Source organism: Bacillus cereus, from assembly GCF_002567495.1.
In the GTDB taxonomy this organism is placed as follows: Bacteria; Bacillota; Bacilli; order Bacillales; family Bacillaceae_G; genus Bacillus_A; species Bacillus_A cereus_AQ.
Genome location: NZ_NVAP01000021.1, coordinates 43,176 through 68,858 on the forward strand (window position 1 = coordinate 43,176; position 25,683 = coordinate 68,858).

Consider the following 25,683-nt stretch of genomic DNA (forward strand, 5'->3'; position numbering starts at 1 on the left):
ATTATGTTTAAACAGAGGGGTGATTAATTATTCACATTCGCTCTAACTGTACGGACAAAGTGCTCCACATTCCCTTTCTGAATATACTTAGCGCGAATGGTTTTATGATTACAAGTAAATTCAAAATATGGATGGAAATCTATGCTATCTATATGCAAATATGAATACTCTTGAAATGTTGCAGGATAGTATAGAAATTTCCCGTAAAACAGGAGACGTCTAGTAGTAGCAGCAAAAATCCCACGTTGATACGATAGCGTAAAATCATCCTTCTCAAATATCCCTACTACAAAAGCCACAATTTTTTCATCATTCTCTATATACTTTTTCATACTCAATAAAAGTTCATTCATGCATATCCCTCCAAATACTATTTTTGAAAAGAATCCATGGATTATTACAGACCGGTTTAACTCCTTTATAAAGTATGAAACGCGTTTCCTGTCAAAGATATTTCAAAAAAATAATCCGTTATGCGATTTACACATAACGGATTAAAACTAAACAGTAGAGCGTTCCACAAGTTCGTATGGAATTTCCACCTTTTCTTGTTTAGAACTTTCATCACTTATTTGCCTGTAAAACATTTCAAAGGCCTTTTTACCTATTTCCTTTAAATTTTGATCAATGGTTGTAAGTTGTAACACTTGCGAAATAGGTTGATTATCAAAGCCAATAATCGCTAAATCTTTAGGAACTTGAATACCTAATTTTTCAGCTTCTGTCATCACCCCAATCGCAACTTCATCTCCTGCTACTATTAACGCTTCAGGAAGATGCTGCATCCCCTTTAATTTATGAGCCACTCTCACACCATCTTCTAATGTAAAACATTCTGTGAAAATCCATTCTTCATTCACTTCTTCATCTATAGATTGTAATTGCTGTTTATAAACATCAAAACGCTTTTGACTACTAGGTCCTAATTTTCTTCCCGTGCAATAACCAATTTTTTTATAACTTTTCTCAATTAAATAATCCATTCCTAATTGAAAAGCTGCCGAATGATTCGTATATACACTTGAGATATTTGAAATATCATTATCTTCACAAGCAATAATTGTCCCATAGGACGCATACGGTTCTATCGTATCCCAATCATTCGCACGAGAACAAATAATAAGACCATCCAATTGTTTTGTTTTCAACATATGTAAACTTTTCATTTCTTCTTTTTTATTATAATTCGTTTGGCAAAGTAGCACTCTGTAATTATGAGCTAACGCCACCTCCATCATCCCACCCACCATCGCATCAAAACATGGATGGTTAATATACGGTAAAATCACACCAACAATATTCGTCTTCCCTTTTGATAAATGAACAGCATTTGCATTTTGTGAGTAATTCAACTTCTCAACTATCTCTATAACCGCTTTCCTTTTTTCTTCACTTACATACGGATGATCATTTAGCACTCTCGAAACAGTCGTAACGGAAACTCCCGCCATCTTTGCAATATCTTTAATATTAGCCATACACTCACCTCTACTTTTAAATTAATGAATCTCATGCACATATGTCAAATCTACTCATCATTACACCTTCATTCGTTTTTCTTACAAAAGTGTAATTCTCCTGTAAGCTAATTCGATAGTTACTTCTTTCTATATTTCATACAATTAAGTCAGAAACAGGGCAACAACTATTCGAAAAGGAGCGGATTCATATGATGAACCAAATGAAATCAAACAATTTTTTACATACAATGGGCATGGTATTTTCCGCTCTAATCGATGCTAAAGCTGTTGCTTCTACATTAAACAAGTAAGGAGAATTCATTATGAACAATATCACTTTTAACAAATTAGATTTTTTAGGACTAGCTAGCGGATCAGTTCTTCTTACTGCTTTTATTTACGCCGCTACGCTTGCATAAATTTCGTGTCCCCTTTCCCCTTTATTATAAATAGTAATAGAAAAGACGACCGTCTATGCTCGGTCGTCTTTTCTTACTTTGAATTTGATTGCAAAGCTACCTTTAGCTCCTCAAACTTCTCATTTAATTGATCCGTCATCATTTTCATAGCGGTTTTTCGATCTATTTGTTCTCCTGCATCAATTTGAATTGGGTCTCCAAAAATCAATTGCGCCTTTTTTCCTTTTATTAATTCTTTTACACTTGATGGACCAACATAAGCTGCCGGTACTAACGGAACATTAGAACGCATTGCAATTGTCACAGCACCCGCTTTTAATGAAACATCTTCTGCCGATCTCGTTCCACTCGGAAAAATCCCTACTACCTTGCCTTCTTTTAATAAACGTGATGGAATTTTAAGTGTACTCGGTCCTGGATTCGCACGATCGACAGGGAATGCATTTACATTTTTAAAGAACCAATTTTTGAATTTCCCTTCAAATAATTCTTTTTTTGCCATGTAATGAATTTGGGTCGGATACATCCCTGTTGCTAGCATTAACACGTCCATAAAACTTGTATGCGTACACGCAACAACATACGGGCCACCTTCTGGTAGCTTTTCTCTTCCTTGCACTTCTACTTTCCCAGCTGTTTTAAATATATATTTCAACAAAAATGTAATTGGTTTATACATTTGTTTCGTTCCTTTCTGAACATCCGAAGTATAATCATATTCTTACAATAATTATAACACTAAGTTTTAGGAGTTGGTAATAAAAATAAGTATTAATTGTTAAATTTCCATTCTTACAAAAGTGTAATTTTCTTGTAAGCTAATTCGATAGTTACTTCTTTCTATATTTCATACAATTAAGTCAGAAACAAGGCAACAACTATTCGAAAAGGAGTGGATTCATATGATGAACCAAATGAAATCAAACAATTTTTTACATACAATGGGCATGATATTTTCCGCTCTTATCGATGCAAAAGCTGTTGCTTCTACATTAAATAAGTAAGGAGAATTCATTATGCAAAACATCACGTTTAATAAATTAGATTTTCTAGAATTAGCTAGCGGCTCCCTTCTTCTTACTGCTTTTATTTACGCTGCTACGCTTGTATAACTTTGTGTCCCCTTTCCCCTTTATATAGAAAAAGACGACCATCTATGCCCGGTCGTCTTTTTAAATTTTTCTTTCTTTCAACTCTTTTAAAAGCTGTATCAGCTCAGCTTGTTGTTTTATCTTTTTACGACCATTTCGATTAATTGCTGCAAGCTCGCAGGCAACTCCGACGCCGAAGAAAAACAATAAACTTTCTAACATACGAAATCCTCCAATTGCCTATTAAACAGCTTGACGTAATTGTTCTTTTTGTAAAACTCTCTGATTTATATTTTCTTCTTTCCTCTGACAAATGTTATTGCGAATAAGTGCTGCAATAACAAGTAAAGTCCCTATAATATCAAACATTGTTATTTGATATCCTTGCATCATCATAATAACTAAAGTCGTAATTGGTACGAAATTAATGAATAAAATACCATTAATGGATGATAAAATTTTCACACCGTAGTTCCAAGCCAGTAGCGCTACGATACCTGGCAATGTCATCATAAATAACAAATCATATTTTACAATAGAAATCGTTCCCATACTCGGAACTGAAACATATCCAAGTGCTGTAATAATTACCGTTATAATTCCTGTAACAGTCGTACCAAATACACACGTCAACGTAGAATAACGTAATGTTGACCAATCACTACACGTTTGACCACCCATCGTATAAATAACCCATCCTATAACGCCAATAAATATAAATGCTAGTGAGAACATGTTATCTTTCAACGTTACAAAGAAACTCATGTCACCTTTTGTAATAACAAACACAGCTCCTACAAAAGCGATAATCATGCTCGTTATCATATACTTTTTCGGTTTTATATTCTTATATCCCCATAAAATACAAATAGAAATCATCGGCATAAGTGCTTCCATAATAGAAGCTACCATTACACCTGGCTTACCCATTAACATTTGACCTAAAAATATGAGGACATTATATACAGTAAACGCCATCGTTCCGAAAAAGACGAGTAACTTTCCTCTTCCCTCTAAACGAAATGCCTGTTTTCCTTCTTTTATTAACAATAATACAATCAATACTATCGCCACCGCTCCATAGCGAATAAGCGAAAAATAAAATGGATCTATGTATTCTAGTGCATGATCAGCAACCGGAAACATCGCCCCCCATGACATACTCGCAATTAAACACGCCAAGGCTCCTATTATCATTTGACCTCTTCTCACTGCAATCCCCCGCTTCTTTCTATTTGCACAAAGAGAATTGTAAAAGAAAAAATATATCACGTAAAACGATTCAAAATGATGTTAACTATCATTTATAATGATAGTTAACATCAAGGGAGATGACAAAATGGAATTACGAGACTTACAAATCTTTAAAAACGTTGCCGACCAGGGTAGTGTAAGCGGCGCAGCAAAGGAATTAAATTACGTACAATCAAATGTAACTGCACGTATTAAACAACTAGAAAACGAACTTAAAACATCGCTCTTTTATCGACATAAACGAGGGATGACTTTAACAGCTGAAGGAAGAAAAATGCTCGTTTATGTTAATAAAATTTTGCAAGATGTCGACGAACTAAAACAAGTATTTTTAGATAGTGAAACACCCTCTGGTATATTAAAAATCGGTACAGTCGAAACAGTAAGTACATTACCTACCATTTTATCGTCTTACTATAAAAGCTATCCGAATGTCGATTTATCATTACAAGCGGGTCTAACAGAAGAATTGATTAGAGAAGTTCTCGATCATCAATTAGATGGTGCTTTTATATCAGGGCCAATTAAGCATCCACTTATTGAACAGTACGATGTCAGTACAGAAGCACTTGTACTCGTTACACATAACAAAGCTTTTCATATAGAAGAGTTCACTACAACCCCTCTTCTTGTTTTTAATCAAGGATGTGGGTATCGTTCTAAACTTGAGCGTTGGCTAAAAGATGAAGGATTACTTCCAAAAAGAATTATGGAATTTAATATATTAGAAACTATATTAAATAGTGTTGCACTTGGCCTTGGAATTACACTCGTACCGCAGTCTGCCGTCCAGCATCTTTCCACGGCAGGTAAAGTACATTGCCATACAATTCCCGAAAAGTACGGTAGTATTTCAACAGTTTTCATACGCCGTAAAGATAGCTATATGACCAATTCAATGCGGAGTTTTTTAAAAACAATTGAAGAGCATCATCATATCAATATGCTTTAAAAGACATTCTTACACGAATGTCTTTTTTTCTTACAAAAGTGTAAGTCTCTCGTAAGCTAATTCGATAGTTGCAAGTGGCCATATTCCCTATAATTAAGACATAAGCAGGGCAACAACAATTCGAAAAGGAGCGGATACGCATGATGAACAATATGAAATCAAATAAATTTTTAAACACAATGGGCATGGTGCTATCCGCACTTGTCGATGCAAAAGCTGTTGCAACTACATTAAACAAATAAGGAGAGATTATAATGATCAATATTACTTTCAACAAATCAGACTTTATCGGACTTGCAAGTGGAGCGACTCTTCTTACAGCTTTCATTTACACACTTGCTCAAGGTCTTGTTTAACACTTTCACTTTGTTTCCCCAAACCCCTTTATATAAAAAAGCTGCTTGTCTTATAGACAAGCAGCTTTTAGTTTGTCCCGCTTTAATGGGCAGTAAGACCCCCACCTCAAAATTCAGCGAAAGCAAAGAAGTTAGGTGGGGGATCAACTGCCCATAAAAGTCCGATTGGTTCAACTAATAATCAGTGGGGGATGAAGACCCCCCACTGATTAAAGTTTCACTTTATTTCATATATAATTTGACCTGTTTTCGTTATATCATATCCGCCAATCGCTTTTAATTCATTATGAAATCCTTCCGATTGCAGCGTTTCTTTTATAACCTTAATAAGTTCCTCATTTTCTTTATTCTTCAAAATTACTAAATCATACTGTTCTTTCATGATTGGAATAAAATCTACATTTACAATTTGCGAAAACTTTTCTGACCCTACTCCAACATCAGCTTTCCTGTTCGCGACTTGCGTAGCAACACCAAGATGATTCGATTCTTCCCATTCATATCCACTAATATCATCTTTATTTAATTTTTGGATTCGTAATTGCTCATCCACTAACACTCTAATACCAGAACCCTTTTCTCGATTTACAAACTTTATAGAGGACCCGGCTATGTCAGCCCATGTCTTTATTTTCTTCGGATTTCCTTTTTGGACATAAAACCCTACATTTCTGGACAATAAATTAATCATAATACATGGCTGTCCTACTAAAATGCGTTTTACGTAAGGAACATTATATGTACCTGTTTCACCGTCAAACAAATGCAAACTAACGATACTTCCTTCTCCTTGATACATTTTCACTAAACTTGTTAAGCTACCTTGATACGCTCTTAAAACATTAGAACTTGGCAAACTGCTTTCTATACGTTTAGCTAACATATCTAGCGTTAGTTCTTGACCACTAATAATACACGTGTTCAAGATACTACTACCATCATTTTTTACAGGAGTAACTTGTACCTTTCCTGTTTTCATTTGTTTTATATATTGATCTAAATCTGCTGCATCAATGCGCATCTGTCTACCAACTCTATAAGAAGGAAGTTCTCCTTTTTTAATTAAGTCGTATACAGTTAATTTCGATACTTTTAATCGCTTTGCTACTTCTTCCGTTGTGTAGGAATGATGATCCATAGACGATTCCTCACTTTCTCCTTTCATTGTAACAAAGAAAAGAATATTTCTCCTATTTTTTAAAAATAGATATATGTTCAAATTATATTCAATTATAACTAGTTATATTTAGTTATAATTAGTTATAATTGAATATGTCAAAATGAAAGGGGACTTTTTTATGAACAAATTTACATTACGATCCATTGGGGTACTTATACTTTCGTTTCTCCTTATATTTAGTGCTGCTTGTACAAGCGGAGAAAAGAATACAAAGTCAGCTGCTAAAGAAGATAAAACAGTCGAACTCACTATCTCAGCTGCTGCAAGCTTACAAGATGCATTAAAAGAAATTGAAAAACAATATAAAGAAAAAGAACCTAATATTAAACTTTCTTTTAACTTCGGTGCTTCTGGTGCACTTCAACAACAAATTGAACAAGGTGCACCTGCTGATTTATTCTTCTCTGCAGCAGAGGATAAATTCCAAACCCTTGTAAAAAAAGGATTTATTAATGAAAAAGAAGGAAAAAATCTTCTTGGAAATGAACTAGTTCTAGTCATCCCTAAAGATGGTTCTCTTACAAAATTCCAAGATTTAAAAGATGAGAAAATCAAAAAAATCGCACTTGGTACACCTGAATCTGTACCTGCTGGAAAATACGCAAAGGCTTCTCTAACACATGAAAACCTTTGGAATGATGTTCAAAATAAAGTCGTATTTACAAAAGATGTTCGCCAGGTGTTAACATATGTAGAAACAGGGAATGTCGATGCTGGTATCGTCTACAAAACGGATGCTCTCATTTCAGACAAAGTAAAGATTGGTGAGACAGCAGCTGCTTCTTCTCACGAGCCAATCCACTATCCTTTAGGTGTTATAAAGGAATCTAAGCATAAGAAAGAGGCGACTTCATTTTATGAGTATTTGCAGTCAAAAGATGCACAATCTATCTTTAAGAAATATGGATTTACAGTCCTGTCGTAATTGTTATGAACTTTGATGCTATTATATCGCCTGTCTTTTTATCTTTACGAGTAGCTGCATGCGCCACCATTCTCGTTACTATTTTAGGAACGATTATTGGACGGGCGCTAGCTCGCTCCTCATGGCGATATAAAGTACTATTAGAAACCATATTTTTATTACCAATGGTACTTCCCCCAACTGTTATCGGCTTCTTTCTCATTATCATTTTTGGAAACAACAGCCCGATCGGAAAGTGGGTTGAATCATTATTTCAGCAGTCTATTATGTTCACATCTACTGCTGCGATCATCGCTTCTACAGTTGTTGCATTTCCGCTTATGTACCAATCAGCAAAAACAGGATTTTCTATCGCAAATGTACAAATTGAAGAAAGTGCTCGTGACCTTGGCGCAAGTGAATATCAAGTTTTTCTGCACGTTACACTTCCGCTTGCGTTTCCCGCCTTACTAAGCGGGATGATTTTGAGCTTTGTCCGTGCGCTCGGTGAATTTGGTGCTACACTCATGTTTGCTGGGAACATTCCTGGTAAAACACAGACAATCCCAACTGCAATTTACATGGCCATTGATGCAAGTAATATGCAACTCGCCTGGACACTGGTAGTTATCACTATCAGTATGTCGCTCGTATTTCTGCTATGTATTCAGCTTATTAATAAAAGAATTACTAACTCTTAAAGCAGCTTTTGTCGAAAGCTGCTTTTTTATTTCTCAGGAAATAAAATATACCGTATGAAATAACTGAATTTTACCTTTTATTAAAATATACATTCTATTTGAATTTACTTTCTAAAATAGGCAATTTCCTGTTATTATATGGAGGTGTTTGAAAAAATGAAGAAATGAAAACGCATTTATATCGTGAATTCTTCATTCTGTTTTAGCGATCGGTAATCTTCTACTCTATTAGTGGGGCATTACCGATCGTTAGAACGATATGTAATTATATTGGTATAGCAAAACGAAGGGAGTCTTGTAATGGACATTTTATTAGCGCTTCTTCCTGCAATTGCATGGGGAAACATCTTATTAGTAAGCGTAAAAATGGGCGGTGGTGCATATAGCCAAACGGTAGGTATGACAATCGGTGCTCTATTCTTCGCAACAATTATGTATGTATTTACTCAACCAGCTTTAACAATGACAATCTTGATGGTTGGTTTTATTTCAGGTTTATTCTGGGCTTTAGGACAAGTAAACCAATTAAAAACAGTAGAAAAGTTAGGTGTTTCTACTACTGTAACGATTTCTACTGGTATGCAACTTGTTGCAACTTCTATCTTTGGGGTTATCGCTTTCCGTGAGTGGACTACTACTACAACGATCATTCTGGGAACGATTGCAATCCTATTAATCGTAGTTGGTGTTGTATTCACATCATTAGATGATAAAGAAAATGCTCAGCCACCTGGACAATTGAAAAAAGGACTTCTTACTTTAATTGTTTCTACTTTCGGCTATCTTGTATATGTAATTATTATTCGTTGGTATAATATCGATGGTTGGTCTGCTATTTTACCACAAGCAGTTGGTATGTTTGTTGGTGCGGTTGTATTGACATCTAAACATAAGCCATTTAACAAATATGCAATCCGTAATGCTTTATCTGGTTTGCTATGGGGAACAGGAAACTTATTCTTACTTCTTTCATTACCACGTGTTGGAGTAGCAACAAGCTTCCCATTATCTCAAACTGGAATCGTTATCTCAACATTCGGTGCGATTGTATTCTTAGGCGAAAAGAAAACAAAACGCCAATTGATCTTTATTGCACTAGGTAGTGTTTTAATTATCGGTGGCGCTGTATTACTTGGTCTAACAAAAGCATAAACTAATATTCTATTAATAACCCCCTGAAGCATATACGCTTCAGGGGGTTTTCGATTCCAACTGTTTTCTAAATATAATTATTTACATGTTCTTGTCCCTTATAATTGTTCTTCCACTCTAGCAAACCAGCTACACATATAAAGAGATTAATAACAGCTAATATTAGCATGACGTATAAACCAGTAGAAATATAAATTACAATGCTAACTACGTTATACAAAATCCATAAATGCCAGTTTTCTAATATTTTTCGACTTAACATAAATTGAGCCACTAGTCCCAATACAGCATTTAAAGCGTCTAAATATGGACTTGTTGACTCTAAATAACGGACTTGATAATAACCCCAACCAATCCAAGCAACTAAAATAAAAATGATATAAAAAGTCCACCCTTTCAAATCTAAACGAACTGTCGCTTTCACCTCTCCCGCCCCACTTCGTGCAATCCAATAATACCAACCATATACATTAAAGATAAATTGAAAAGCGGCTAATACTGCCATTGCATATAAACCTTGTGTAATAAAAATATATAGAAATACCGCAACAGTCATCATGCCAAATAAAAAGTTGGATACTTTTTCTCTCGCTAATAACCAAACATTAATGATCCCCATAATCGATGCAAAAATTTCAATATAACTCGATTGAATATACAATCCAACCAATACACAAATAATGCTAGAAACAAGTAAAAAAAGTGGACTCCTAACCATATTTATCTCTCCCCCAGATGTGTAATAAATTCCCTATCATCAGTATAAGGAACAGCTCTCATATTTACCATTAATTTCCTTACTCCCAAAAAAACATTATCTATTCCACCTACGATAAGTCTTTTCTTTTTACAAAATTCTCTTAAAAATGATATCGTTTTTATAACATATCTCTACTAGAAAGGAATAAAGGATATGGCAACTAAACATCGAATTTTATTTATTGGCGCCGGTCGTATGGCAGAAGCTATATTTTCCGGATTACTCAAAACAAGCAAAGAATACATCGAAGAAATTATCGTCTCTAACCGAAGTAACGTAGAAAAGCTCAAACAGTTACAACATCGATATAATGTGTCTACTGCAACCGATTGGAAGCAGCATATTACATCTGTTGATACGGTTGTTTTAGCAATGCCACCTTCTGCTCATGAAGAGTTATTAACTGAGCTATCTCCGTTAATATCAAATCAACTTGTCGTAACAGTAGCAGCTGGCATTGGACCATCTTATTTAGAAGCTAGGCTCCCAAAAGGCACGCCTGTTGCTTGGATTATGCCTAATACAGCTGCTGAAATCGGAAAGTCTATCTCCTTATATACAATGGGACAATCAGTAAATAAGTTGCATCAAGAAACCCTGCAACTGCTTTTAAGAGGCATTGGTACTTCACAGCTTTGCACCGAAGAAGAAGTTCATCAGCTTACTGCAGTTACTGGAAGTGCGCCAGCCTTCCTTTATTACTTTGCTGAAAGCTTAATTGAAGCAACAAAAAGTTATGGAGTCGATGAAGAAACCGCAAAACATCTTGTCATTCAAATGATTTCTGGCTCTGCTTCTATGCTTGAACAAACGCAAAATCCAGCTAACCTCCGAGAACAAGTAACAACACCAGGTGGTTCCACAGCTGAAGGTCTCAAAACTTTATATGAATATAATTTTTCAGAGGCAATTCAAAAAGCAGTAGAAGCAACAAATAAAAAAGCTAGGGGGAAATAATATGAATTTAACAAATTTAAAAGACTATACAACATTACATAATGGTGTGAAAATGCCTTGGTTCGGTTTAGGTGTTTTTAAAGTAGAAGATGGTTCAGAAGTAATTGATTCTGTAAAAGCAGCAATTAAAAATGGCTACCGTAGCATCGATACTGCAGCAATCTATCAAAATGAAGATGGCGTTGGACAAGCGATTCGTGAATCCGGTGTTTCACGTGAAAAATTATTTATTACATCAAAAGTATGGAATAGCGATCAAGGCTATGAATCAACACTTCAAGCATATGAAACTACATTAGAAAAATTAGGTCTAGAATATTTAGATTTATATTTAGTACATTGGCCTGTAAAAGGGAAATATACTGAATCATGGAAAGCGCTAGAAAAACTTTATAAAGATGGCCGTGTTCGTGCTATCGGTGTGAGTAATTTCCACATTCACCACTTACAAGACGTACTTGAAATTGCTGAAATTAAGCCAATGGTCAATCAAGTGGAATATCACCCACGCTTAGCACAAGAAGAATTACATACTTTCTGTAAAGAACATAACATCCAACTTGAAGCTTGGTCACCATTAATGCAGGGCCAACTACTGGATAACCCAACATTACAAGAAATTGCGACAAAATATAATAAATCGACCGCACAAGTTATTTTACGCTGGGATTTACAAAACGAAGTTGTAACGATTCCTAAATCAATTAAAGAACATCGCATTATTGAAAATGCAAATATCTTTGATTTTGAATTAAATGCTGATGATATGAAAGCCATCCAAGCTTTAAATGAAGATCGTCGCGTTGGTCCAGATCCAGATAACTTTAACTTCTAGTAGAAAAACCACTGCCATATGCAGTGGTTTTTTTACTTTTAAAAAACTGAAAATTTAAACTATATTTTATTCGATTGACACTTTATTATCTAAGGTGTAAGATTTTGAATTATCAAAGAAACAAAAAAATTAATAAAATTTATTCGTTTACTCATTGTATCAAGAGAGGTGGAGGGACTGGCCCTTTGAAACCTCGGCAGCAGGTTCATTTTGAATACTGTGCCACTTCCTGCAAGCTTTATGCTTGAAAGATAGAATGAGGGACTTCGTTTATATACGGGTGCATAACTTGTACGTAAAAATCCCTCTTTCTCAATACGAAAAGAGGGATTTTTTATTTTTCATTTCCCTCATCATCATCCAAACTTAATTATTTAGGAGGAAAATCAAATGAAAAAGAAGTTTGTACCCGGTATTGCATCAGTTGTAGGAGTAGGTATTTTATTAACTGGTTGCGGTAGTTATAAAAACGAAGCAAGCGGAGCAAATGCAAAAGACGAGGCACCTAGTAAACAGGTTTTAAATTTATCTTCACCTACTGAAATACGAACAATGGATACGGCTCGTGCTACAGATACTGATTCTGGTCAAGTAATGAGAAACGTATTTGAAGGTTTGTATAATCTTGGTGAAGGTAACAAACCTGTTCCTGGTGTTGCAAAATCTCATGAAGTAAGTGGCGATAAAACGAAATACACATTCCATTTACGAGATTCAAAATGGTCAAACGGTACTCCTGTTACAGCGAAAGATTTTGTCTTCGCTTGGCAAAGAGCCGTAGATCCAGCAACAGCCTCTGAATATGCATTTCTATTCTTTGATATTAAAAACGCAACAAAAATTAACAACAAAGAACTTCCAGCCGACCAACTTGGTGTAAAAGCAGTTGATAACCATACGTTTGAGGTAGAATTAGAGCGTCCGGTTCCATACTTTATTAGCTTAACAGCGTTCCCAACATTTCTACCAATTAACGAAGAATTTTTTAAAACACAAGGTGATAAGTACGCTTTAGAAGACAATACAATCTTGTATAACGGCGCTTTTACACTAAGCGATTGGAAGCACGAACAAAGCTTTAAATTTAAGAAGAACCCTACCTATTGGGATAAAGATAATGTCAAACTGGAAGAAATCAATTTTAACGTCGTAAAAGAAAAATCAACAGAAGTAAATTTATTCGAGTCAAAACAATTAGACCGTATAAAACTAACATCTGACTTCGTTGATAAATATAAAAAAGATGCTAACTTTAAAGAACGTCCAAACGTAGGCGTACAATTTTTACGTATGAATCAACAAAACAAAGTACTTCAAAACGTTTCTGCACGCCAAGCAATCGATCAAACAATTGATAGAAAATCCTTTGTAAATACATTATTAAATGACGGCTCTACACCAACCTTTGGTCTCGTACCAAAAAACTTTGCAAAAGGACCTGACGGAAAAGACTTCCGTACTGCAAACGGCGATTTAACAAAAGTTAATACAAAATCTGCACAAGAGTTATGGAAAAAAGCAAAACAAGAGCTTGGTTCTGAAAAGATAACATTAGAATTATTAACGAGTGATGCTGATCTCGATAAGAAAACTGGTGAGTTCTTAAAAGGACAATTAGAAAAGAATTTAGAAGGCTTAACAGTAAATATAAAACCGCAACCACGTAAACAACAAGTTTCGCTTTTATTAAAAGGTGACTACGAAATTGGAATTGATGGTTGGAGCCCTGACTTTGCTGATCCAATCACATTCCTTGAGCTATTTACAACGAATAATCCTTACAACTTAGATCATTACTCTAATAAAGAGTTCGATCAAACTATTGAAAAAGTTAAAACGACTTTAGCCGGCGATGAAAAAGCTCGCTTTGAAGCATTACTAGAATCAGAGAAAATATTATTTAAAGACTCTGTCATCGCTCCTCTTTATCAAAAAGGAGAATCTTATTTAGAACGTTCTTACGTAAAAGGAATTGTGCAAGTAGACTTTGCTGGTCAGTTAAACTTCAAATGGGCAAAAATTGAAAAATAAAGTAAAACTTTAATAATTGGGGTCTCTTCATCCCTACTAATTATTAACCCGCACCAATCAGGGTTTTATCGGTAACCCGCAAATAGCGGAATAAAGGGCCCCTTTATTTGAAATTTCTCCCCCATACCAATTGTTTTTTTAGCAAAACATATTAAAAGCAGGTTCCTCACTACGAGGAAATCTGATTTTTTAATATATTATTCTAAGAAATTAACAATCTATTTTTATTATTGACATATAGTTCTTTCCAGTGTTAATATTCTAAATAATCAAAGAAACAAAATATTTCACCATCGAAATATAACATCTACTACGTTGAAACATATAACGATAGATTATAGTTCAACATGTATATACATATAGAACACCTGATTACCTACATACACATATCTATAATAGGTTTTCTCTTCTTCTATAGCTACACTTCAAAACGTGGACATTACGACGTTACGAACAACACATTTAGGGAGGAACGAACAATGAAGAAAAAAGTTGTACCTGTTGTTGCATCTGTTTTAGGGGCAAGTCTATTACTAACTGCTTGTGGGGGAAATAAAGATCATGCAAGCGGAGCGAAAGCAAATGATAAAGCACCTGATAAACAGGCAATTAACTTATCATTCGCTTCAGAAATTCCAACAATGGATGTTGCAAAAGCAACGGATGGGGAATCTATGAGCGTAATGCGAAATGTTTTTGAAGGTTTATATGCAATGGGAGAAGATAACAAACCGATTCCTGGTGTTGCTGAGTCGGTTGACGTTAGTCCCGATAAAACAAAATATACATTCCACCTGCGTGATTCAAAATGGTCAAACGGCACTCCTGTTACAGCAAAGGACTTTGTCTTCGCTTGGCAACGTGCCGTAAATCCTGATACAGCAGCTGAATATGCGTTCTTATTCTTCGATATACAGAATGCGAAACAAATAAGCCAGAAACAATTGCCAATTGATCAACTAGGGGTCAAAGCTCTTGATGATAAAACGTTAGAAGTACAACTAGATCGTCCTGTTCCCTACTTCTTAAGCTTAACGACATTCTCAACATTCTTACCAATTAACGAAGAGTACTTAAAATCTCAAGGAGATAAATATGGTTTAGAAACAAATCATTTAATTTACAACGGTGCTTTCACATTAGATAACTGGAAACACGAGCAAAGCTTCCAATTGAAGAAAAACCCTAACTATTGGGATGCTAAAACTGTAAAATTAGAAGAAATCAACTTCAATGTCGTTAAAGATAAGTCTACAGAAGTTAACTTATATGATTCAGGACAAATTGATCGCGTTGCTTTAACTGCGGAGTTTGTTGATAAATATAAGGGCGATCCAAACTTCAAAGACCGCGCTGAAGTTGGCATTCAATTCTTACGACTAAATCAAAAAAATGAAACATTAAAAAATCAACATGCACGCCTTGCTATTAACGGAGCAATGAATAAAAAAGCATATGTAGAAACAATTTTAAATAACGGTGCTGTCCCAGCTGAAGGAATGATTCCTGCGAAATTCGCAAAGAGTCCAGAAGGTAACGACTTCCGTAAAGAAAACGGAAACCTAGTCAAAGATGATGTGAAAACAGCGAAAGAAAACTGGAAAAAAGCGAAACAAGAACTTGGTACTGACAAAGTAACAATCGAACTATTAACAAGTGATAATGCTTTAGCTAAAAAGACTGGTGAATATTTAAAAGGTGAACTAGAAAAGAATCTAGATGGATTAACAGTGACATTAAAACCACAACCACGTAAACAACAGTTAAAACTACTATTAAGTGGTGACTATGAAATCGGTATTGATGGCTGGGGCCCTGACTTCGCTGATCCAATTACATTCTTAGATTTATTTACAACAGATAGTGCTTATAACTTCGATAAATACTCTAACAAAGAGTACGATGAGCTCATTCATAAAGTGAAAACAGATTTAGCTGGCGATGAAAAAGCTCGCTTTGAAGCAATGAAACAAGCTGAAAAAATCTTATTACAAGACGGCGCTGTCGCTCCTTTATACCAACAAGGTCGCTCTTACTTACAACGCTCTTTCATTAAAGGACTTGTAACAACTGACTTCGGCGGTGAATTTAACTACAAGTGGACAGAAGTTGCAAAATAATAAGTACCAGTAAAAAAAGGTATCCAATTGAAGGATACCTTTTTACTTTATACTCCTTTAACTACAGAGCTTCTTCTTTCCTTTACTATTCCTTTTATAGATACAGTAATCACTGCTACCAATTGTGTAACTAATATAATGACTAATAATGAAATAATATTTTTCTCTAAACTAACTCCCCCGAATATTATTGTATAATAGCCATTCGCTGCATATGTTGCAGGAAATAATTCGCCGATTGTTTGATATGTTTTAGAAAGCATCTCGTGTGGTACGATTACACCCGAACTCACAAGTTGTAGCAATAGTGAAATGATATTAAAAATCATACCTGCATTTTAGTACCTCCTCACAACTTCAATTTACCATATACATACAAATCATTTTTGATTTAAATAGCGGATTAATCCTTGAAGCTACAAGCCAAAAATTTATTTTCAACACATACATAATTACATGATTTTGGGAAAAACTTGTATAGAACAAATTTACATAAGGAGGAATTTATAATGAGAATTTTACTATCAGTTTTATTAGCTCTTATGCTAGTACCTGCGTTAACAGGATGTAAAGCTCCTGCAAAAGAAGACACGACTTCTAATAAAAAGACTACAGAAGAGGCAAAGAATGAAGCCCCTGCTGATTTAAAACTAAATTTCAATGAGTTCGATTTAAAGGCAGACTACCAAGATACCAAGAAAGACTACGAAGCAGACTATAAAAATGTAGCAGCCGATAAAAAAATGGAAGCAAAAATTGAAGATCATAAAGCAGATGTAAAATTAACAGGAGACGAGGCTATCACAAAATTAAGCCCACTTCTACAAGAATTAAAATTTGATAAAGATACTCCTGACCAAGAAGTAATCGATCAAGTAGTGAATGTTTTCAAACTTGATAAAGACTACCAAAAATTCGCGTTAGAAGTTGTCTTCTCTGATGGAACGAAAAAAGAATATAAAAGAGAAATAAAATAAAGAAGTAGGCGGTTGCCTACTTCTTTATTTTTTAATTTTTGCGTATCTTAGTTCTGGACTAGAACCGATAATGAATTGGACACCAGATACTGATGGTTTTTGTAAATATGAAGCACTTGGGAAAATAATTGGGATTAATGGTGAATCTGTAAACATAATATCTTCCGCTTTATGCAATAAGTCAAAACGCTTATCTTCATTTTGCTCAACTTCTGCTTCTTTTACTAAGGCGTCAAATTCTTTATTATGCCATTTTGCATAGTTATTCGGACCATCACCTGCATATAAATCTAGTTTAGTAATCGGATCTAATAAAGAGCCGCCCCATCCCATATAAGCTAATTGGAAATCACTTTGCTTGTATGTATCGATGTAACTCTTCCACTCTTTATTTTCTAATTTAATATCTACTCCAAGATTTTTCTTAAACATTTCTTGCATTGCTTCTGCTACCTTTTTATGTTGTGTATCTGTAGTGAATTTTAATGTTACTTCAGGTAATGTAGACCATCCTTGTTCTTTCATACCTTCTTCTAGTAATTTTTTCGCTTCTGCTGGATCAAATTTAACGTAATCACCTTTTTCTTTACGGAAATCACGACCACTTTGTGTTTTTGCTCCTTCTGGAACGAATGCATACGCTTCTTGCGCATTATTTTTATACAATTTTTCAACGATAAACTTACGATCAACCGCTAATGAGAATGCTTTACGTACCTTTGCATTTGTAAACGGCTCTTTTTCTACGTTAAACGAATAAATATAAGATGAGAATCCTGCAACACGCTTATATTCTTTATTTCCTTTTTCTTTTTCAATCATCTCTTGTGGTAAACTGCTTAGTAAATCTAATTCTTTTGATTTAAATAATTGATACGCTGTTTTAGAGTCGGGAATAATACGAAACTCAATTTCTTTTAGAGTTACCTTTTTATCATAGAACTCTTTATTTTTTTGCACTGTAATAGCCTGGTTATGCTTCCACTCTTTTAACGTGAATGGTCCATTCGTAATTAACTCTTTTGGATCTGTTTTTAATTTATTATTATCATCAATCGACTTTTTAGATAATGGAATAAATAATGAGCTTGCTAATTTTTGCTTAATAGAAGCAACCGGATGCTCAAGGGTTACCTTTAATGTTTGAGGATCAACAACTTGAATACCAACTTGTCCCTCTTCACCTTTTCCAGTATTATATGCCTCTGCCCCTTTAATAAAATACATTTCTGTCGCATTCATAGAACCCGTTTTTGGATTTAATAGTCGCTTCCATGCGAACTCAAAATCATTTGCTGTAATAGGAGAACCATCTGACCATTTAATATCTTTCTTTAAATGGATTGTATATTCAGTTCCATCAGCATTTACTTCTTCTTTCTCTGCTAATTCATTTTGGTATTTCCCATCACTATCTTGCGTATATAAACTTGAAAACAACTGCCCAATTATATAACCTGACGTGCTATCTGTCGCAATAGCGGAATCAAGTGTATATGGATCGCTACCAATATTCGTTACTAATCGATCTCCTTCTCCCTTACCAGCACTTGCCTTTTGCGTCTCTTTCTTACCGCAAGCGACCGAAGTAATCGCTAAAACAGTCATAATGACAAACAGTAAAAACTTCTTCATCCTACATTCTCCTTTAACCTGAAATTTTTGGTGTTGATGCTAATAACGTTTTTGTATAAGAATGTTGTGGATTACGGAATACTTCGTCCGTATTTCCAAATTCAACAAGTTCTCCTTTATATAAGACAGCCACCTTTTCACATAAATAGTGAACCATCGGTAAATCATGCGCGATAAATAAATATGTATAACCTTGCTCCTTTTGAATCTTCTGCAGCAAATGAACAATTTGAATTTGCAATGAAACGTCTAATGCTGAAATTGGTTCATCAAGGATTAATACTTCTGGCTTACATAATAGCGCTCTTGCAATAGCGATACGTTGGCGTTGTCCTCCGCTAAATTCATGCGGATATCGATTAATATATCTTCTATCTAATCCAACACGCTCTAGCGCATCACCCGCTACTTTATCTTTCAATCTTTTATCGCCTAAGCCGAATGAAATATATCCTTCAGCTACACTATCGCGTACTTTCCAGCGCGGATTTAATGCAGCTGTAGAATCTTGAAAAATGAACTGTACTTTCTGTAAAAAATCTCGCTTATAAGCTGACTTCATCGTGTGAACAACTTGACCGTTATAATCAATTTCACCAGACGTTGGTTTCTCAATCCCAGCTATAAGCTTACCAAGTGTTGTTTTTCCCGAACCACTTTCGCCAATAATGCCAAGTGTTGTTCCTTTCGGGATAGAAAGTGATATATTTTTTAACGCTACGATTTCTTTATTTTTACTTCCATACGCTTTCGTTACTTGCTTTACAGTAATTACATCTTTCGTCATGAGGCATTCACCTTCTCTTTTGATTTCGCTTGGTTATGCTCTAGAACATGCTGCCAGCAATGTGAACTATGCTCCTTAGAATATGTGGTTCTCTCTGGGAAGCGATGAATACATTCTTTTATCGCTACTGGACAACGATTTACAAACGGACAACCAAAGCTATTTAATGTTTCAATGGAAGGTGTCGTTCCTTCTATTGCACGTAATACTTTTTCAGAATCATCCATATTCGGAATTGCTTGTAATAAGCTTTTTGTATATGGATGTTTAGGAGAACCTATTACCTCCTGTATCGTTCCTTTTTCAACGACACGTCCCCCGTACATAACAACTACTCGATCAGCTACTTCACGTACAAGTGCTAAATCATGTGTAATTAATAAAATACTCGTATTTTGCTTTTCTTTTCTTTCTTTTAATAGCCCCATAATTTGTTTCTGAATCGTTACATCTAACGCTGTTGTCGGCTCATCTGCAATTACAAGCTTTGGATGACAAGCAAATGCAATTGCTAAACATATACGCTGCCTCATCCCCCCGCTTAATTGATGTGGGTACTGTTCAAAGCGTTTCTCTGCTTCATGTATCCCTAAATCATTTAATAAGTTAATTGCAATTTCTTTTGCCTCTTTTTTCGATTTCTTTTCGTGTTGCAAAATCACTTCTGTAATTTGTTTGCCTACCTTCATCGTTGGGTTTAAAGATGAAAGTGGGTCTTGAAAGATAAAAGAAATATCTTTCCCTCGAATTTGATTCCATTCTGATTCTTGCAAATTCGTTAATTCCTTTGATTGGAAAGATACATTTCCATCATCGATATGAATTGATTCTTGATTTAGTCCGATAATGGATTGTGCCGTAACACTTTTTCCTGAACCACTTTCTCCTACAAGTGCAACGATTTCACCTTCGTTAATAGAAAAGGAAACATGTTTCACAATTGCTTGCTTACTATTCTCTTTTTCAACGGCTAACGTTACGTTTTCTAAAGATAAGATTTGTGCCATGTTTTTTCTCCTTTCGATTCCGTTTGACGATTTTTGGATCAATTGCATCTTGCAAACCATCACCAATTGCATTAAATGCGAACATAATGAGTGCAATCATGATTGCTGGGAAGAATAGTTGCCACCATTCCCCGCTTAATAACGTCCCGAGTGCATCGTTCGTCATCGTCCCCCAGCTTGCCGCTGGTGATTGTACCCCGAGTCCTATAAAGCTTAAAAATGATTCTGAAAAAATAGCTGCTGGAATTGTAAATGATAAATTCACGATAATAATCCCTGTTAAATTCGGAATTAAATGCCCATATATAATTTTCATATGCGATGTACCTAATCGCTCTGCTGCAATCACAAATTCTCGTTGTTTTAAAGACAATACTTGTGCTCGAATAAGACGAGCCATTCCAATCCATCCCGTTAATGCAAGAGCGATAATAATGGTAAAAAGACCTGGTTTCATAACAATTAATAGTAAAATAACAATTAGTAAATATGGGATGCCGTATAATACTTCAATTCCTCTTATAATCCACTCATCAATTAACGTTCCAAGGCGATTACGCCCTCTCACATATCCACTAAATCCGCCAATCAGTACGCCAAGCCCTATATCGAGAGCAGCTGCTACTAATCCAACTGTTAGTGAAATCTTCCCACCAGCCCAAGTACGTGCCCAAATATCTCTCCCTAGATCATCCGTTCCAAACCAATGCTCACTACTAGGCGGTAAGTTTGTTGACTCTTTTACTTGTTCACTCGCAGTAAAAGGTGTTAAACTTTCGCCAATAAGTGAGAAAACAATAATTAGTAATAACGTCACTGCTCCTAAAACTGCGATTGGATTCGATACAAACTTACGAAACACTTCTTTCTTTCGGCTAATCGTTTGCTGATCTTTATTTATCGTTAATTCTTTTTTCTCTTCATTCGTTAATAACTGTTTATTAATTTCATAAGCTCCCATTTAAATATCCCCCCTCTTTATGTAATAGAACGAATACGTGGATCAACAATACGGTGAATAATATCCGTAATGAAAATACAAGCAATTAATAATGCACTATAGAAAATCGTTGTTCCCATGATCACCGGATAATCTCGGTTAAAAATACTATCTACAAAATATTTTCCTAGACCAGGAATTGAAAAAATTTTTTCAATAACGAAAGTCCCTGTTAAAAGTCCAGCCATTAATGGTCCAACAAATGTAAGTACTGGAACAATCGCATTTCGAAGAGCATGTCTTATAATAATCTTCTTAATTGGTATACCTTTTGCTCTCGCTAGCTTAATATAATCACTCTGCAAAACTTCGATCATATTAGAACGAACAAATCTTGTAATCACTGCGATTGGACCTAACGCCAATGCGAAAGATGGTAATACGGTATGTTCGAATGTTCCCCAAGAGGCTACTGGTAAGAGTTCAAATTGTATAGCAAATACTTGTATAAATAGCGGTGCTAAAATAAAACTTGGAATAGAAATACCGAGAATTGCCAGCAAACTCACACTATAATCAATTACTTTCCCATGATATAGAGCAGCAAATGTTCCTGCAGCAATTCCGACTAACAATGAAATAACAAGAGCTTGTAGACCAATAATTGCTGATGGACCAAAGCCAGTTGCTATAATTTCTGATACACCTTGCCCTGTCGATTGAACAGATTCACCAAAATCAAAATGAACTACGCCGTCTAAATAAGCAACATATTGATTCCATAACGGTTCATCAAGGTGATACTTCGCTCTCATGTTTTGTATCACTTCTTCTGGAAAGATTTTCGCATCTGATGAAAATGGATCTCCCGGAATAATATGCATAATTAGAAATGTCACTGTCGTAATAACCCAAAGGGTGAACACCATAACCGATAACTTTTTAATAACATACATCTCCATAACCCCCTAAACACATGAATTTACTTTGTTTTATTGACGTATTTTTCCCATTACTCCCTTTTCTCTTCTTAGAAAACAAAAAGCCTTGATCTTAAAAAATAAGATCAAGGCTTAATAAACAAAGGCCCATCACTTATCTTTCAAGACTTGCTTGCTGGAATTAGCACGGTGTTCATCTTGCAGAACCCGCTGCTGAGGTGTCATAGGGCCAGTCCCTCTACCTCTCTGGATAAGTAAATTGCTATATTATTATTTGGTTCAAATTGTATATTTTGAATTATAATTCTGAAAAAATGAAAAGTCAATCAAATTGGATATATTTAGAAAAATCAGTTTTCAATGTCGTTAGTTATCAAAACTACAGTCTTTCGCTTATACTAAAAAGACATTATGTTAAAGAAGGTATAAGATGGATCCCTTACTTCTTGCTACTATCGGATTGCCATTAACAATCGTAATACTTGTCATCATCGGCTTCTATAAACTATTTATTAAAAAGAAACGCATCACCTCTTTCTACACCCCCTTCGATAATATTACCGGTCAAACAATTTCCGAATTTCACGAAGAACAGAAAGTATTAGTATCCAAGGATGAAGACGGCGATGGTAAGAAGAAAAAATAACCTTGCACAGGCAAGGTTATTTTTTCGTTTCTGCTTGAAAACGTTTATAGTATGTCGATGCTGTTGCAAAATTAATTTCTATATCACGAATCAATGATGAATCTTCTTCTTTAGCTAACTTCTGTAATTTTTTCATCGCTTGTTCCGATTCATTTAAGAAACCAACATATACCTCATGTTCTTGCTCTTTCGACTTCGGAACATGAATTTCTTTACGTATATTATCAATATCTTCTAACATGCTCGTTGTTACCTTTTGCACATCTTCTTTATATGTAGCCTTCGTTATTTCCTTACCGCCCTTTTCCTTTGCCACTTCAAATAGCTGCAGTGCGTTATTAATTTCTTTATTCATTTTCACATCGTATTTTTCATGTACTGCACGGTATTCTTTCATCTCTTCTGTTTGCTCAGTGGATTGCTCTACTTTTTCTTTTGGTTCTTTCGTATCTTTATTTCCATTACACCCTGCTAGAAGGATCATACCTCCCATTACGGCAATACCCAAAACCTTCTTCATCTCTTCTTCTCCTTTTATCTACAGCTACTACTCATTATAGTTTCTTTTATCTCCACTTGTTATTATACCGAGAACACCCTACTTTTTACACTTAAGACGATACCTTAATATACATACCAACATTTTTGTCACAGTATCGTCACTTTATGCAATTAAGTTTTGCAACGCTACTACATCACCTTACAAAAATGTAAGCACACATAAAGAACAAACCATGCTAGACTTACATATGCATAAAGCAAGCATATGTAAGTTTTTAAGGAGAATCATCTATGTACAACACAATGCGTTTTATGGAAGAAGATATTCGTGTCCTTATTCGCGAAAAATCACTTCATATCGAAAATACAGAGAGCCTTCGCCGTGTATTAAAAAAGAAGCATGCTCCATTTAAGTTAGCCCAATATTTAAAACAACAACATACAAATCAATTTCATACTGTGCTAAATATATCGGATAAATCATTAACAATTGAAATCATCGGTCATGTCTACATTGGAAACTTTGCAGATATCTTAAAAGAAATCCCACGTATACCGAAGATTACTCCTGTTATAGTTAAAAAAGCGCATAAAATTACCGATCATACCGATATTATCGACTGTGGGGAAAAAGAAGTCGATAGTAATCGCTGGGTGTGGGACAAACTTGCTGTTTTATATGATACGATCATGAATAATATGTATGAGGTATTTCAAAGAAATGAAAAAAAGAACTGATTCAAATATTTCCTTTGAATCAGTTCTTTTTTGTTAAGCCTCTAGATTTTGTTTTCGCTGCAGTTCAAACTGCTTCTCACTTCTTCTAGCCATAAATAGATAACATAATACGGCACCAATTTCACAAAGCGCAATAACAACACCCATCGGTAATGCTGTATTACTTCCACCAATACCTACTAGCGGCGCAACAAGTGCTCCTGAAATAAACTGTAATAAACCTAATAAAGCTGACGCTGTTCCTGCAGCTTGTTTTTGATTTCTCATCGCTAACGAGAATCCAGTTGTCGATACAACACCGACACTTGATACAACAAGGAATAACGAGCATAAAACACCAATTAAACCTATTCCTAGTAAGATTGTCAGTAGTAAAGATAGACCACCAACAGCTGCAATAATGATGCCAGAGACAAATAATGTCTTCTCACTAACTTTACCAGCTAAGCGACCAGTAACCTGACTGGCAATAATAATACCAATACCGTTAATTGCAAAGAACAAACTAAATTGCTGTGGTGATGCACCGTATATATTTTGCAATACAAATGGTGATCCCGAAATGTACGCAAACATTGCCGCTGTTACTAATCCTTGTGACAATGCATATCCCATAAATAAACGATCCTTTAACAGTTTTCCATATGTCGCCAACGTTCCTGACAAACCACCTGTCTCTCTTTCTTCAGGAGGTAATGTTTCGCGTAATACGAAAGTAGCTGAAACTAACATAAATACACTAATTGCTCCAAGAACGATAAAGACACCGCGCCACGTTGTAAACTGTAATAATTGCCCTCCAATAATTGGAGCTAAAATAGGTGCTGCTCCGTTTACTAACATAAGCAGTGAGAAAAACTTCGTCATTTCAGAACCTGAGTACATATCACGTACCATTGCACGTGATATAACAATCCCTGCTGATCCTGAAGCTCCTTGTAAGAAGCGTAATAACACTAAAGTCCAAATAGATGGCGCAATAGCACAAAGTAAAGAAGAAGCAACATAAATAATAAGAGCAATAATAAGAGGTTTGCGTCTTCCATAAATGTCACTAATTGAACCGACAAATAATTGTCCTACTGATAACCCAAGTAAACAAGCTGTCAATGTAAGCTGCGCGAGGGATGCGCCTGTTTGTAAATCATCCGTTAACTTTGGTAACGAAGGCAAATACATATCAATAGATAATGGTCCAATCGCCGTAAGTGTCCCTAATACAAGAATCATCCATAACCTGTTCATCTTTACAGGTTTATATATTTCGTGATTAACTTCATTCACTTTTTCCATTCACCCTTTCCTATACACATTGAATCGTAACAATTATAGTTACATC

At 35.2% G+C, this 25,683-nt stretch carries 29 protein-coding genes and 2 riboswitches; of the genes, 14 read left to right on the forward strand and 15 right to left on the reverse strand.

The window, feature by feature from the left end; all coding sequences use genetic code 11:
• Positions 1–23: 23 nt before the first annotated feature.
• A complete protein-coding gene (locus COK05_RS09600) occupies positions 24–353 on the reverse strand; it encodes a PH domain-containing protein (protein WP_098612386.1) in 330 nt (109 codons plus the stop codon).
• 147 nt (positions 354–500) lie between these two features.
• Positions 501–1,478, reverse strand: a complete 978-nt coding sequence (locus COK05_RS09605) for a LacI family DNA-binding transcriptional regulator (protein ID WP_098612387.1) — start codon at positions 1,476–1,478, stop codon at positions 501–503.
• A 305-nt stretch (positions 1,479–1,783) separates the two neighbouring features.
• On the opposite strand from COK05_RS09605, the gene COK05_RS09610 reads away from it, so the two are divergent.
• The gene (locus COK05_RS09610; RefSeq protein ID WP_098612388.1) at positions 1,784–1,879 is read left to right on the forward strand and encodes a DUF3948 family protein; all 96 of its coding nucleotides are present in this window, start codon (positions 1,784–1,786) and stop codon (positions 1,877–1,879) included.
• A gap of 73 nt (positions 1,880–1,952) precedes the next feature.
• On the opposite strand, the gene COK05_RS09615 is transcribed toward COK05_RS09610, so the two are convergent.
• Entirely contained in the window at positions 1,953–2,558 is a 606-nt protein-coding gene (locus tag COK05_RS09615; protein WP_098612389.1) for a lysophospholipid acyltransferase family protein, read from the reverse strand.
• Positions 2,559–2,895: 337 nt separating this feature from the next.
• Between COK05_RS09615 and COK05_RS30895 the strand changes: the two genes are divergently transcribed.
• A complete protein-coding gene (locus tag COK05_RS30895; protein ID WP_141538978.1) occupies positions 2,896–2,991 on the forward strand; it encodes a DUF3948 family protein in 96 nt (31 codons plus the stop codon).
• A gap of 60 nt (positions 2,992–3,051) precedes the next feature.
• Here the strand turns inward: COK05_RS30895 and COK05_RS09625 are convergent, their stop codons facing one another.
• Entirely contained in the window at positions 3,052–3,192 is a 141-nt protein-coding gene (locus COK05_RS09625; RefSeq protein ID WP_098612391.1) for a YrzO family protein, read from the reverse strand.
• A 21-nt stretch (positions 3,193–3,213) separates the two neighbouring features.
• Entirely contained in the window at positions 3,214–4,182 is a 969-nt protein-coding gene (locus tag COK05_RS09630) for a DMT family transporter (protein WP_141538980.1), read from the reverse strand.
• A 127-nt stretch (positions 4,183–4,309) separates the two neighbouring features.
• Here COK05_RS09630 and COK05_RS09635 point away from each other — a divergent pair, with 127 nt between their 5' ends.
• Both COK05_RS09635 and COK05_RS09645 read left to right on the forward strand, forming a co-directional pair.
• Positions 4,310–5,176: a LysR family transcriptional regulator gene (locus COK05_RS09635; RefSeq protein ID WP_098612393.1), complete on the forward strand. Its 867-nt coding sequence runs from the start codon at positions 4,310–4,312 to the stop codon at positions 5,174–5,176.
• Positions 5,177–5,430: 254 nt separating this feature from the next.
• A complete protein-coding gene (locus COK05_RS09645; protein WP_098612394.1) occupies positions 5,431–5,532 on the forward strand; it encodes a DUF3948 family protein in 102 nt (33 codons plus the stop codon).
• Positions 5,533–5,749: 217 nt separating this feature from the next.
• Here the strand turns inward: COK05_RS09645 and COK05_RS09650 are convergent, their stop codons facing one another.
• A complete protein-coding gene (locus tag COK05_RS09650; protein ID WP_141538989.1) occupies positions 5,750–6,670 on the reverse strand; it encodes a substrate-binding domain-containing protein in 921 nt (306 codons plus the stop codon).
• 160 nt (positions 6,671–6,830) lie between these two features.
• On the opposite strand from COK05_RS09650, the gene modA reads away from it, so the two are divergent.
• The 3 genes from modA to COK05_RS09665 all read left to right on the forward strand — a co-directional run bounded on the left by modA (position 6,831) and on the right by COK05_RS09665 (position 9,469).
• Positions 6,831–7,637 (forward strand): molybdate ABC transporter substrate-binding protein, encoded by an 807-nt coding sequence (modA, locus tag COK05_RS09655; RefSeq protein WP_098612396.1) that lies wholly within the window; start codon positions 6,831–6,833, stop codon positions 7,635–7,637.
• Between the two features lie 5 nt (positions 7,638–7,642).
• Entirely contained in the window at positions 7,643–8,317 is a 675-nt protein-coding gene (modB, locus tag COK05_RS09660) for a molybdate ABC transporter permease subunit (protein WP_098612397.1), read from the forward strand.
• A gap of 300 nt (positions 8,318–8,617) precedes the next feature.
• A complete protein-coding gene (locus COK05_RS09665; protein ID WP_098612398.1) occupies positions 8,618–9,469 on the forward strand; it encodes a GRP family sugar transporter in 852 nt (283 codons plus the stop codon).
• A 67-nt stretch (positions 9,470–9,536) separates the two neighbouring features.
• On the opposite strand, the gene pnuC is transcribed toward COK05_RS09665, so the two are convergent.
• Complete coding sequence (gene pnuC, locus COK05_RS09670) at positions 9,537–10,187, reverse strand: nicotinamide riboside transporter PnuC (RefSeq protein ID WP_098612399.1); 651 nt, start codon at positions 10,185–10,187, stop codon at positions 9,537–9,539.
• 195 nt (positions 10,188–10,382) lie between these two features.
• On the opposite strand from pnuC, the gene proC reads away from it, so the two are divergent.
• From proC to COK05_RS09695, 4 genes are all read left to right on the forward strand, one after another.
• A complete protein-coding gene (proC, locus tag COK05_RS09680; RefSeq protein WP_098612401.1) occupies positions 10,383–11,186 on the forward strand; it encodes a pyrroline-5-carboxylate reductase in 804 nt (267 codons plus the stop codon).
• Between the two features lies 1 nt (position 11,187).
• Positions 11,188–12,021, forward strand: a complete 834-nt coding sequence (locus COK05_RS09685) for an aldo/keto reductase (protein WP_098612402.1) — start codon at positions 11,188–11,190, stop codon at positions 12,019–12,021.
• Positions 12,022–12,174: 153 nt separating this feature from the next.
• Positions 12,175–12,279: riboswitch (SAM riboswitch) on the forward strand.
• 132 nt (positions 12,280–12,411) lie between these two features.
• Entirely contained in the window at positions 12,412–14,052 is a 1,641-nt protein-coding gene (locus tag COK05_RS09690) for a peptide ABC transporter substrate-binding protein (protein ID WP_098612403.1), read from the forward strand.
• A 479-nt stretch (positions 14,053–14,531) separates the two neighbouring features.
• Entirely contained in the window at positions 14,532–16,172 is a 1,641-nt protein-coding gene (locus tag COK05_RS09695) for a peptide ABC transporter substrate-binding protein (RefSeq protein ID WP_097819855.1), read from the forward strand.
• 47 nt (positions 16,173–16,219) lie between these two features.
• Here COK05_RS09695 and COK05_RS09700 read toward each other — a convergent pair whose 3' ends face one another.
• Positions 16,220–16,501, reverse strand: a complete 282-nt coding sequence (locus COK05_RS09700) for a hypothetical protein (RefSeq protein ID WP_098612404.1) — start codon at positions 16,499–16,501, stop codon at positions 16,220–16,222.
• A 180-nt stretch (positions 16,502–16,681) separates the two neighbouring features.
• Here COK05_RS09700 and COK05_RS09705 point away from each other — a divergent pair, with 180 nt between their 5' ends.
• Positions 16,682–17,149 (forward strand): YusW family protein, encoded by a 468-nt coding sequence (locus COK05_RS09705; RefSeq protein WP_098612405.1) that lies wholly within the window; start codon positions 16,682–16,684, stop codon positions 17,147–17,149.
• Between the two features lie 24 nt (positions 17,150–17,173).
• On the opposite strand, the gene COK05_RS09710 is transcribed toward COK05_RS09705, so the two are convergent.
• From COK05_RS09710 to COK05_RS09730, 5 genes are read right to left on the reverse strand one after another with little or no spacing between them, the layout of a single operon-like run.
• Complete coding sequence (locus COK05_RS09710) at positions 17,174–18,784, reverse strand: peptide ABC transporter substrate-binding protein (RefSeq protein ID WP_098612406.1); 1,611 nt, start codon at positions 18,782–18,784, stop codon at positions 17,174–17,176.
• Positions 18,785–18,797: 13 nt separating this feature from the next.
• Positions 18,798–19,571, reverse strand: coding sequence for an ABC transporter ATP-binding protein (locus COK05_RS09715; RefSeq protein ID WP_098612407.1), 774 nt, complete (start codon positions 19,569–19,571; stop codon positions 18,798–18,800).
• Positions 19,568–20,578 (reverse strand): ABC transporter ATP-binding protein, encoded by a 1,011-nt coding sequence (locus tag COK05_RS09720; RefSeq protein WP_098612408.1) that lies wholly within the window; start codon positions 20,576–20,578, stop codon positions 19,568–19,570. Before COK05_RS09720 ends, COK05_RS09715 begins: the two co-directional genes overlap by 4 nt.
• A complete protein-coding gene (locus COK05_RS09725; protein WP_098612409.1) occupies positions 20,535–21,539 on the reverse strand; it encodes an ABC transporter permease in 1,005 nt (334 codons plus the stop codon). Before COK05_RS09725 ends, COK05_RS09720 begins: the two co-directional genes overlap by 44 nt.
• A gap of 17 nt (positions 21,540–21,556) precedes the next feature.
• The gene (locus tag COK05_RS09730; protein WP_098612410.1) at positions 21,557–22,474 is read right to left on the reverse strand and encodes an ABC transporter permease; all 918 of its coding nucleotides are present in this window, start codon (positions 22,472–22,474) and stop codon (positions 21,557–21,559) included.
• Positions 22,475–22,610: 136 nt separating this feature from the next.
• A riboswitch (SAM riboswitch) is annotated at positions 22,611–22,716 on the reverse strand.
• Positions 22,717–22,889: 173 nt separating this feature from the next.
• Here COK05_RS09730 and COK05_RS09735 point away from each other — a divergent pair.
• Positions 22,890–23,105, forward strand: a complete 216-nt coding sequence (locus COK05_RS09735) for a DUF3951 domain-containing protein (RefSeq protein ID WP_098612411.1) — start codon at positions 22,890–22,892, stop codon at positions 23,103–23,105.
• Between the two features lie 16 nt (positions 23,106–23,121).
• Here COK05_RS09735 and COK05_RS09740 read toward each other — a convergent pair whose 3' ends face one another.
• Positions 23,122–23,625: a hypothetical protein gene (locus tag COK05_RS09740; protein ID WP_098612412.1), complete on the reverse strand. Its 504-nt coding sequence runs from the start codon at positions 23,623–23,625 to the stop codon at positions 23,122–23,124.
• Between the two features lie 272 nt (positions 23,626–23,897).
• On the opposite strand from COK05_RS09740, the gene COK05_RS09745 reads away from it, so the two are divergent.
• Positions 23,898–24,344: a hypothetical protein gene (locus tag COK05_RS09745; RefSeq protein WP_098612413.1), complete on the forward strand. Its 447-nt coding sequence runs from the start codon at positions 23,898–23,900 to the stop codon at positions 24,342–24,344.
• A gap of 33 nt (positions 24,345–24,377) precedes the next feature.
• On the opposite strand, the gene COK05_RS09750 is transcribed toward COK05_RS09745, so the two are convergent.
• Positions 24,378–25,637, reverse strand: coding sequence for a multidrug effflux MFS transporter (locus COK05_RS09750; protein WP_141538981.1), 1,260 nt, complete (start codon positions 25,635–25,637; stop codon positions 24,378–24,380).
• Between the last annotated feature and the right edge of the window lie 46 nt (positions 25,638–25,683).

Coding starts and splice junctions, on each gene's coding strand:
- COK05_RS09600 (WP_098612386.1), bottom strand. CDS start 353: ATGAATGAACTTTTATTGAGTATGAAAAAGTATATAGAGAATGATGAA.
- COK05_RS09605 (WP_098612387.1), bottom strand. CDS start 1,478: ATGGCTAATATTAAAGATATTGCAAAGATGGCGGGAGTTTCCGTTACG.
- COK05_RS09610 (WP_098612388.1), top strand. CDS start 1,784: ATGAACAATATCACTTTTAACAAATTAGATTTTTTAGGACTAGCTAGC.
- COK05_RS09615 (WP_098612389.1), bottom strand. CDS start 2,558: ATGTATAAACCAATTACATTTTTGTTGAAATATATATTTAAAACAGCT.
- COK05_RS30895 (WP_141538978.1), top strand. CDS start 2,896: ATGCAAAACATCACGTTTAATAAATTAGATTTTCTAGAATTAGCTAGC.
- COK05_RS09625 (WP_098612391.1), bottom strand. CDS start 3,192: ATGTTAGAAAGTTTATTGTTTTTCTTCGGCGTCGGAGTTGCCTGCGAG.
- COK05_RS09635 (WP_098612393.1), top strand. CDS start 4,310: ATGGAATTACGAGACTTACAAATCTTTAAAAACGTTGCCGACCAGGGT.
- COK05_RS09645 (WP_098612394.1), top strand. CDS start 5,431: ATGATCAATATTACTTTCAACAAATCAGACTTTATCGGACTTGCAAGT.
- COK05_RS09650 (WP_141538989.1), bottom strand. CDS start 6,670: ATGGATCATCATTCCTACACAACGGAAGAAGTAGCAAAGCGATTAAAA.
- modA (WP_098612396.1), top strand. CDS start 6,831: ATGAACAAATTTACATTACGATCCATTGGGGTACTTATACTTTCGTTT.
- modB (WP_098612397.1), top strand. CDS start 7,643: ATGAACTTTGATGCTATTATATCGCCTGTCTTTTTATCTTTACGAGTA.
- COK05_RS09665 (WP_098612398.1), top strand. CDS start 8,618: ATGGACATTTTATTAGCGCTTCTTCCTGCAATTGCATGGGGAAACATC.
- pnuC (WP_098612399.1), bottom strand. CDS start 10,187: ATGGTTAGGAGTCCACTTTTTTTACTTGTTTCTAGCATTATTTGTGTA.
- proC (WP_098612401.1), top strand. CDS start 10,383: ATGGCAACTAAACATCGAATTTTATTTATTGGCGCCGGTCGTATGGCA.
- COK05_RS09685 (WP_098612402.1), top strand. CDS start 11,188: ATGAATTTAACAAATTTAAAAGACTATACAACATTACATAATGGTGTG.
- COK05_RS09690 (WP_098612403.1), top strand. CDS start 12,412: ATGAAAAAGAAGTTTGTACCCGGTATTGCATCAGTTGTAGGAGTAGGT.
- COK05_RS09695 (WP_097819855.1), top strand. CDS start 14,532: ATGAAGAAAAAAGTTGTACCTGTTGTTGCATCTGTTTTAGGGGCAAGT.
- COK05_RS09700 (WP_098612404.1), bottom strand. CDS start 16,501: ATGATTTTTAATATCATTTCACTATTGCTACAACTTGTGAGTTCGGGT.
- COK05_RS09705 (WP_098612405.1), top strand. CDS start 16,682: ATGAGAATTTTACTATCAGTTTTATTAGCTCTTATGCTAGTACCTGCG.
- COK05_RS09710 (WP_098612406.1), bottom strand. CDS start 18,784: ATGAAGAAGTTTTTACTGTTTGTCATTATGACTGTTTTAGCGATTACT.
- COK05_RS09715 (WP_098612407.1), bottom strand. CDS start 19,571: ATGACGAAAGATGTAATTACTGTAAAGCAAGTAACGAAAGCGTATGGA.
- COK05_RS09720 (WP_098612408.1), bottom strand. CDS start 20,578: ATGGCACAAATCTTATCTTTAGAAAACGTAACGTTAGCCGTTGAAAAA.
- COK05_RS09725 (WP_098612409.1), bottom strand. CDS start 21,539: ATGGGAGCTTATGAAATTAATAAACAGTTATTAACGAATGAAGAGAAA.
- COK05_RS09730 (WP_098612410.1), bottom strand. CDS start 22,474: ATGTATGTTATTAAAAAGTTATCGGTTATGGTGTTCACCCTTTGGGTT.
- COK05_RS09735 (WP_098612411.1), top strand. CDS start 22,890: ATGGATCCCTTACTTCTTGCTACTATCGGATTGCCATTAACAATCGTA.
- COK05_RS09740 (WP_098612412.1), bottom strand. CDS start 23,625: ATGAAGAAGGTTTTGGGTATTGCCGTAATGGGAGGTATGATCCTTCTA.
- COK05_RS09745 (WP_098612413.1), top strand. CDS start 23,898: ATGTACAACACAATGCGTTTTATGGAAGAAGATATTCGTGTCCTTATT.
- COK05_RS09750 (WP_141538981.1), bottom strand. CDS start 25,637: ATGGAAAAAGTGAATGAAGTTAATCACGAAATATATAAACCTGTAAAG.